Consider the following 8643-nt stretch of genomic DNA (forward strand, 5'->3'; position numbering starts at 1 on the left):
GCCCAAATCGCATTTACGAACACCTATGTAGCTGACTAAGGTAATTCGCGCTTCCGTCTGCTGTTTCGCAGGCAACGCACGCAACTCTCCGTTATCGACGTACTCAGTGCGTTTTCACACAGCCTGGACCCGAAGCGGGCAGACTTGTCGTCCTGTTTGAATGATCCGCGAAAATCATTAATGACTTGGTTGATGGAAGGTCCTTGGGTGGCTGGTGGCTCCGGGCTCTCCCCAAATTCGCGCCAGATGAACAGTGTCAGTTCTGCTCCGTCAGTCAGTGATTGAGCGTTTTCAGCTGTAGCGAAGGTCTCCAAGAGTCTGTATCTCGCATCCTTCCAGAACAGTTCTTCGACCCAGTGATACACAGGGATGAAATGGAAATGAATGGGATAGCCAGGAACATGGCCGAATCGACTGATGTAGATCCACTTCGGCTTTAGTCGCGATTCAATGGCTTTCTGAACTGCTGCGAGCAGGCCACCCAACTCTGCCAAGGCACAACCCGGAAGGTCGGCCAGCGAGTTGGCGTGAGTCCGCGAACCCAGCATCAAATAACCAGGGAGCGCAGATGACATGTGATGATTGAGTATCCAATGATCGGTTTCATGAATGATGAATCGTGGTGCAATTTCCATGTGCGTGGGTGTCCTTCGTCGATCGGTCACACAGAATATCGAGGCATCATGGTTACGTCCGCTAGTGGCCCAGAGTGTGTAAAAACGCCTCCGCAAACCCTTGCTATGATTTCTGAGGATTTCATCGCAAGGATCGCCCATGAAGCGCTTTATTCAAGGTGAACATCGAGGTCAAGGCACCTTACTTCCCGAGAGCCTCGACGATTACGTCAGCGATACCAATCCGGTGCGCGTAGTCGATGTCTTCGTTGACGAACTTGACCTGGTCTCCTTGGGTTTTGATGGCGCTATTCCAGCTGACACAGGCCGGCCTGCTTACCACCCTGAAATCCTGCTGAAGATCTATATATACGGCTATCTCAACCGTATTCAGTCGAGCCGGCGCCTGGAGCGAGAAGCCCAGCGTAACGTCGAATTGATGTGGCTGACCGGCCGCTTGATGCCCGATTTCAAGACCATCGCCAACTTCCGAAAAGACAACAGCAAGGCCATCCGAGGCGTCTGCCGCCAGTTCGTGGTGCTGTGCCAGCAGCTGGGATTATTCGGAGAAAATCTGGTTGCCATCGACGGCAGTAAATTCAAGGCCGTCAACAACCGCGACCGCAATTTCACCAGCGCCAAACTGAAGCGGCGAATGGAAGAAATTGAATCGAGTATCAATCGGTATCTGGCTGCGCTCGACGAAGCCGATCGGCAAGAACCCTCGATCGCACAGCCCAAGGCTACTCGTCTGCAAGAGAAAATCGACAAGCTCAAAGCTCAGATGAAAGAGTTACAGGTCATTGAAACTCAGCTCAACGAATCGCCGGATAAACAGGTCTCACTGACCGATCCAGACGCCCGCTCCATGATGACTCGCGGCACTGGAATCGTCGGTTACAACGTGCAGACAGCGGTCGATACCCAGCACCATTTGATCGTTGCGCATGAGGTTACCAACGTCGGTTCCGACCGCGATCAACTCAGCTCGATGGCCAAGCAGGCCCGCGAAGCGATGGCGTCGGAAACGTTGTCCGTAGTGGCTGACCGAGGTTACTTCAAAAGCGAAGAAATCCTGGCTTGTCACGATGCTAACATCACCGCCTATGTGCCCAAGCCAATGACCTCTGGAGCCAAAGCAGACGGACGTTTCAATAACGATGCCTTCATCTATGACACAGCGAAAAACGAATACATTTGTCCGGCTGGAGAGGCGCTGATCTGGCGCTATACCAACGTTGAAAAAGGCCTGAAGTTACACCGTTACTGGAGTTCGAAATGCCGGGCTGCGCCTTGAAATCGCAGTGCACACCGAGTACGGAACGACGAGTTCGACGCTGGGAGCATGAAGCCGTATTAGAGGAAATGCAGGCCCGACTGACCAACGCGCCGGACATGATGCGGATCCGAAAACGGACGGTTGAGCATCCCTTCGGGACGCTCAAGCAATGGATGGGTGCGACGCACTTCCTGACCCGAAAGCTTAACGGGGTGAGTGCGGAGATGAGCTTGAATGTACTCGCCTACAACTTGAAACGGGTCATGAAAATCATCGGAACCACTGGTTTGATGAAAGCGTTAACGGTGTAAAAACCGGTCTTTTTTTAACCCATCCAAAGGGCTTTAAGAGGCTGCTGAGCCGTTTTAACTGTTCCTGGAAGTGTCGTGACCTTGATCAGTTTGCGAAACGTGAGCACGGTCTCCTAGCGTCGATATAGAAAACCCAATCTGACGTTTTTACACACTCTGGGCCGATTGTTGCCTGTCGCGAAGGGCCGAAAACGACCCAAGGCAGCGGCCTGGAGATCATCCCCGGCCGTTCACGCTCATACCTGATCCATAACCTCGGTCACCCCCCGATCCTCACCCAGGAACCCGCCACTCTGATGGTGCCACAGCCGCGCATAGATGCCGTTCCTGGCGAGCAATTCGGTGTGGGTGCCCTGTTCGATGATGCGTCCATCGTCCATGACAATAAGTCGATCCATCGCCGCAATCGTGGACAGCCGATGGGCGATGGCGATTACGGTTTTTCCCTCCATCATTTCATCGAGGCTTTCCTGAATGGCCACTTCGACTTCCGAATCCAGCGCACTGGTAGCCTCGTCAAGTAGCAGGATCGGGGCGTTCTTGAGCATCACTCGGGCAATCGCGACGCGCTGGCGCTGGCCGCCCGAAAGCTTGATGCCGCGCTCGCCCACCAAAGTGTCGTAGCCGGTGTGCCCTTGCCGGTCGCTCAGTTGGTTGATGAACTCATCGGCCTGGGCATTGGCCGCGGCACTGCGGATTTGTGTGTCACTTGCATCGGGTCGGCCGTAGGCGATGTTGTCGCGAATGGAACGGTGCAGCAGGGAAGTATCCTGGGTGACCATGCCGATGGCGCTGCGCAGGCTGTCTTGCGTCACGTGCGCAATGTCTTGCCCGTCAATGCGAATCTGCCCGCTGTCGACGTCATAGAAGCGCAGCAGCAAGTTGATGAGCGTGGATTTGCCCGCGCCGGAGCGGCCCACCAGGCCGATTTTTTCGCCCGGACGAATGTTCAGGCTCAGGCCATCGAGCACTTGGCGTTCGCCATTGTAGTTGAAGCTCACGTTGTCGAAGGTTACCGCTCCGCCGGAGGTCACCAGGACTCCCGCGTCCGGCGCATCCTGAACCTTTGGGCCACGGGTAAGGGTTGCCATGCCATCCTGCACGGTGCCGATGCCCTCGAACAGCGAGGTCATTTGCCACATGATCCAGTGCGACATGCCGTTGATACGCAACGCCATGGCGGTAATCGCCGCCACGGCACCTGTGCCGACTTCGCCCAGGTGCCACAGCCAAAGCGCATAACCGCCTGCTGCCATGATCAACGCTACCACCAACGCTTGGTTGACGATCTCGAATTGGCTGACCAGGCGCATCTGGCGGAAGCCGGTCTGCTTGAAATCCTCCATGGCCGCGCGCGCGAAGTGCGCTTCACGATTGGAATGGGAGAACAGTTTCACTGTCGTGATGTTGGTGTAGGCGTCTGAGATACGTCCGGTCATCGACGACCGCGCATGGGCTTGTTCCTGTCCGACTTTCCCCAAGCGGGGGACGAAGTAGAGCATGGCCAGCCCGAACAACACGATCCAGGCAACGAAGGGCAGCATCAGCTTCAGTGCGAAGCCGCCGGCCAGTGCGATGATCGCGATGAAATACACCCCGATTCCGGGTGCGATCTCGATAAGGGTAAACAGCACGTCGCGCACGGCCAGCGCAGTCTGCATCACCTTGGTGGTGACCCGGCCGGAGAACTCATCGGAAAAGAACGAAAGGCTTTGCCGGAGCATCAGGCGGTGGAAGTCCCAACGCAGCCGCAACGGCAGATTGATCGCCAATATCTGGTGCTGCACCATGGTACGCAACGCCACCAGCCCGATGCTGGTAAGCATTACGATACCCATGCCCCACAACACGCGACTCTCCTGCGCAGCCGCATCACCACCGGCCTGCCAGGTCGAGAGCAGATCCACGACCTGACCGAGGAAAGAAAACAGCCAGGCTTCGTAGATCGACACTCCGGCACTGAGCAGCGCAAACGCAAGAATATAGCCGCGGGCGCCTCGTGTGCACGCCCAAAGGAACCGAGCCAGGCCTTCGGGTGGCGGTGGTATCTCGTCGGGCGGGAAGGGGTCGAGTCTTTGTTCAAATGCGCGAAGCATGGTGGTCTCCGAAACGATCAAGTTAAGGAGATTCTGCCATTTAAAGGTTACTTTGAGGGTTATATGGAGTGGCGGGCATGGCTCTATTGGCATGTTGCCCTGGAAGTTGGGTTGCCGAGTGGGGGAACTCAGACAATGTTTAAGTCCAAGTCGACGGGGCCAAGACGGGCGATCTCGGAGCGCCGCTCTCGACCCAGGCTGGGTGAAAACGCGCTAAATACGTCGAAAACCGAGAATCGCGAGGCTTGCTTGTGGAATCAGCGGGCGGAAGCGCGAATTACCTAAGTCAGCTACATAGACGTTCGTAATACCGTTTGGGCCGCGTCAGCGGCCCAAACGGCTACTAACGGGCGAGCAAGCAGCTGGATTCATGCCCTGATCGCTTCAAGCAGTCCTGCGATGCCGAAGATGCTCATCATTCGTTTGAGGTTGTAGGCGAGCACATGAAGGCTCATTTCGGTACTTACCCGCGGAAGTGTTTTGGTCAGGAAGTGGGTGGCTCCCATCCAATATTTGAGCGTTCCAAAAGGATGCTCAACAGTCTGGCGGCGAACCCTCATCTTCCCCGGGTCATGCTCCAGCCGAGCCTGCATTGCGTCGATTACCGCCTCATGTTCCCAGCGCTTCACACGGCGCTCCTTACCCGTCTGCCGGCAGACACTGCGAATAGCCTTGCCGTTGTCCTTGCGAAAGTCGGCGATGGTTTTGAAATCTGGAGCCAAACGCCCCGTCAGCCACATCAACTCGACGTTACGCTGGGCCTCACGCTCAAGCCGGCGGGTGGACTGAATCCGATTGAGATAGCCGTAGATATTGATCTTCAGCAAGATCGCAGGATGGTAGGCCGGACGACCCGTTGCAGCAGGATCAACGCCTTCAAACCCAAGTGCACCCAGTCGAGTTCATCGACGAAAACGTCGACCACTCGGACTGGATTTTCTTCGGTTACGTAGTCGTCCAGGCACTCCGGCAGCAGCATCACCTGCGTCCGAGTCTCACCCTCAATGAATCGCTTCATGATCGCCCCCGATACGATCTAGACGATCAGAAGGTTAGACAATCACTGGCGTTTTCACACGGCCTGGGTCGATCCAAGTCATACAGCCGCCGATCATCACGCCCCGTGAAAGGCTTCGTTGGAAACCTTTTCTGATAGCGCTGAAGGGCACACGTGTCAGTAAGACGCGTGCACGGGCTTTCCCTTATGGTTCTAACATGACGTCCGGGCGACCCGCGTCATATTCGTCGAAGATCAGCGCCATGGGCCGGCAGTGCCCAGGGCAGGATGCCTTCCTGGAATTCACAAGTTCGTTATGTGCCGCGGGCAAGATGAGGGCTTAGTTAACCATCACCTCGTCCAGTGCCTGCTCGAGGGTGCTGACCGTGCGCTCGATATTGTGCAGCTTTTCGAGTCCGAACAGACCGATGCGGAAGGTCTGGAAGTCGGCCGGCTCGTCGCATTGCAACGGCACTCCGGCGGCGATCTGTAGGCCGTGGTTGGCAAATTTCTTGCCGCTCTTGATGTCGGCATCATCGGTGTAGCTCACCACTACGCCAGGGGCCTGAAAGCCGGCTGCGGCCACGCTTTTGATGCCTTTGCCGGTCAACATTGCGCGCACCCGATCGCCCAGAGCCTGTTGTTCGCCGCGGACCTTGTCGAAACCGTAGGCTTGTGTCTCTTTCATCACTTCGTTAAATCGCGCGAGGGAATCGCTGGGCATGGTCGCATGGTAGGCATGTCCGCCCTGTTCGTAGGCCTGCATGATCTGAAGCCACTTTTTCAGGTCGCAGGCGAAGCTGCTGCTATGCGTCTGTTCGATGCGCTCGAGGGCCAAAGAACTGAGCATCACCAGGGCGCAGCAAGGGGAGGCGCTCCAGCCTTTCTGCGGTGCGCTGATCAGCAGGTCGACTGCGCATTTGTGCATATCAACCCAAAGCGTGCCTGAGGCGATGCAGTCCAGCACGAACAGGCCACCCACCGCATGCACGGCGTCGCCGACGGCCCGCAGGTACTCGTCGGGCAGGATAATCCCTGATGAGGTTTCAACGTGGGGGGCGAAGACAATCTGCGGCCTCGAAGCCTGAATGGCTGCCAGCACTTCGTCCAGAGGGGGTGGGGCGTAGGCAGCCTGGCGACCCGTGTCGACCGGCCGGGCTTTCAGCACCGTGGTGGCCGCCGGGATGTTGCCCATCTCAAGGATCTGGCTCCAGCGATAACTGAACCAGCCGTTGCGTATCACCAGGCATTGCTGGTCGGTGGCAAACTGTCGCGCCACCGCTTCCATGCCGAATGTGCCGCTGCCCGGGACCACAGCAACAGCCTGGGCGTTGTAGACCTGTTTCAGGGTCCTGGAAATGTTCTTCATCACGCCTTGAAATGACTGCGACATGTGGTTGAGCGAGCGGTCGGTGTAGACCACTGAGTACTCGACCAGCCCCTCGGGATCAATACTGGGATATAGCTTTGACATGGGGTGACTCCTTTGGCAGAGATGTCAGTGGTATCGAACCTGCCCTAAGCCTTGGCAAATGACAAGATTACTCGGGATTGAATTGCGACTTCTGTCGAGCGGCTGGAATCATCAGGTCGATTACTGGACGTAGCAATGCTCGCAGGTGGCTGCTGAGTTGTGGGAGGGTGGGCCTTAAAGGTTCCTTGTGTCAGCCCAAATCGGGGCATTGGTTGTTACTTTATTCAAAAACCGACATGTGGATGTCGGTGACAAGTAAGTTGTCGTTTATAGGCATCTCTCGCGTATATGCTACGAAAGTGCACAACATTGATGAACACAGGCGCAAACTCAAGCGTTTTCCTTATGGCTCCCGCCCTGCAAACCCTCAGCATAGAGACATTGGGTGATGTCGTTTTTGGATCCACTCAAAGTTATGTAATTGGGTATGACCTTTGCAGATTGAATAGGAATAAACCCACCAACTTTTGGATGGGAGAATAAAAAGAGCCTTTGCCTGAGGCCATTCACCCGCTTTGTGTGAGGAGATACCGCGATGACGACGTTCAACTCCGGGGCCCAACCCCAGAACCGTGCGCCTCAATCCATCGGCTTTCTGCTGCTGGACAATTTCACGCTGATTTCTCTGGCGTCCGCTGTAGAACCGCTGCGGATGGCCAACCAGTTGTCCGGTCGCGAGCTGTATCGCTGGACCACCCTCACCGTCGATGGCGGCCAGGTCTGGGCCAGTGATGGCCTGCAAATCACCCCTGACGCCTCCATGCACAAAGCCCCGCCAATGGACACGATCATCGTTTGCGGTGGCGTCGGCATCCAGCGCACCGTTACCCGTGAGCACGTATCCTGGTTGCAAAGCCAGGCCCGCAAGGCCTGCCGCCTCGGTGCGGTCTGCACCGGCAGCTGGGCCCTGGCTTGCGCCGGACTGCTCGATGGTTTCGATTGCAGCGTGCACTGGGAGTGCCTGGCGGCGATGCAGGAAGCTTTCCCGCGGATCGTAATGAGTACCCGTTTGTTCACCCTCGACCGTAACCGCTTCACCAGCTCCGGAGGCACCGCGCCGCTGGACATGATGCTGCACCTGATCAGCCGCGATCACGGGCGTGAGCTGTCGGCGGCCATTTCGGAAATGTTCGTCTACGAGCGCATCCGCAACGAGCAGGATCACCAGCGCGTGCCGCTCAAGCACATGCTCGGCACCAATCAACCGAAGTTGCAGGAAATCGTCGCGCTGATGGAGGCCAACCTCGAAGAGCCGATCGACCTGGACGAACTGGCGGTGTATGTCGACGTGTCCCGTCGTCAGCTGGAGCGGCTGTTCCAGAAGTACCTGCACTGCTCGCCGTCGCGTTACTACCTGAAACTGCGTCTGGTCCGTGCGCGCCAGTTGCTCAAGCAAACACCGATGTCAATCATCGAAGTGGCTTCGATCTGTGGCTTCGTGTCCACGCCGCACTTCTCCAAGTGCTACCGCGAATACTTCGGCATTCCGCCGCGTGACGAGCGCGTCGGTTCCAATACCGCGCAGCAGGTGGCGATGATACCGCTGCCGCAAGCATTGGTGCTCTCGCCGTTGGCCGGTTCGATATCAGCTTTGAGCCAGGCACGTAACGAGTCAACTTTTGCCAGCGTTCGTCTATAAATCTTCACCCCTATCCTGCGAAAGCGTAACGTTCGCAGGATAGGGGGGGCGCTTCATTTTAGTGTTGCGCTGAGGCAGGTTTTACTCGACGGCTTTGACCATGTCCTCGATGACCTTTTTAGCGTCGCCGAACACCATCATGGTTTTGTCCAGGTAGAACAGTTCGTTGTCCAGGCCGGCGTAGCCGCTGGCCATCGAGCGCTTGTTGACGATGATGGTCTTGGCCTTGAACG

General features: G+C 56.7%; 4 protein-coding genes and 3 pseudogenes. 2 read left to right on the top strand and 5 right to left on the bottom strand.

The window, feature by feature from the left end:
- Positions 1–158: 158 nt before the first annotated feature.
- Positions 159–635 (bottom strand): annotated as a pseudogene (locus KGB28_RS30605) (HIT family protein); the annotation flags it as partial.
- 139 nt (positions 636–774) lie between these two features.
- Between KGB28_RS30605 and KGB28_RS30610 the strand changes: the two are divergent.
- Positions 775–2204 (top strand): annotated as a pseudogene (locus tag KGB28_RS30610) (IS1182 family transposase).
- Positions 2205–2440: 236 nt separating this feature from the next.
- Here the strand turns inward: KGB28_RS30610 and KGB28_RS30615 are convergent.
- The 3 genes and pseudogenes from KGB28_RS30615 to KGB28_RS30625 all read right to left on the bottom strand — a co-directional run bounded on the left by KGB28_RS30615 (position 2441) and on the right by KGB28_RS30625 (position 6771).
- Positions 2441–4300 carry an ABC transporter ATP-binding protein gene (locus KGB28_RS30615; RefSeq protein WP_223449155.1) on the bottom strand — a complete coding sequence of 620 codons (1860 nt, stop codon included), beginning with the start codon at positions 4298–4300 and terminating at the stop codon, positions 2441–2443.
- A 368-nt stretch (positions 4301–4668) separates the two neighbouring features.
- Positions 4669–5318: pseudogene (locus KGB28_RS30620) on the bottom strand (transposase).
- A gap of 319 nt (positions 5319–5637) precedes the next feature.
- Positions 5638–6771 (bottom strand): alanine--glyoxylate aminotransferase family protein, encoded by a 1134-nt coding sequence (locus KGB28_RS30625; protein ID WP_223449156.1) that lies wholly within the window; start codon positions 6769–6771, stop codon positions 5638–5640.
- Positions 6772–7306: 535 nt separating this feature from the next.
- Between KGB28_RS30625 and KGB28_RS30630 the strand changes: the two genes are divergently transcribed.
- On the top strand, positions 7307–8410 hold the full coding sequence (locus tag KGB28_RS30630) for a GlxA family transcriptional regulator (protein ID WP_223449157.1): 1104 nt from the start codon (positions 7307–7309) through the stop codon (positions 8408–8410).
- An 81-nt stretch (positions 8411–8491) separates the two neighbouring features.
- Here KGB28_RS30630 and KGB28_RS30635 read toward each other — a convergent pair.
- On the bottom strand, positions 8492–8643 hold a 152-nt coding region (locus KGB28_RS30635; RefSeq protein WP_223449158.1), incomplete at its 5' end, for an NAD(P)(+) transhydrogenase (Re/Si-specific) subunit beta.

It is taken from the genome of Pseudomonas sp. BF-R-19, assembly GCF_019956445.1.
In the GTDB taxonomy this organism is placed as follows: Bacteria; Pseudomonadota; Gammaproteobacteria; order Pseudomonadales; family Pseudomonadaceae; genus Aquipseudomonas; species Aquipseudomonas fluorescens_BH.

Coding starts and splice junctions, on each gene's coding strand:
- KGB28_RS30630 (WP_223449157.1), top strand. CDS start 7,307: ATGACGACGTTCAACTCCGGGGCCCAACCCCAGAACCGTGCGCCTCAA.
- KGB28_RS30615 (WP_223449155.1), bottom strand. CDS start 4,300: ATGCTTCGCGCATTTGAACAAAGACTCGACCCCTTCCCGCCCGACGAG.
- KGB28_RS30625 (WP_223449156.1), bottom strand. CDS start 6,771: ATGTCAAAGCTATATCCCAGTATTGATCCCGAGGGGCTGGTCGAGTAC.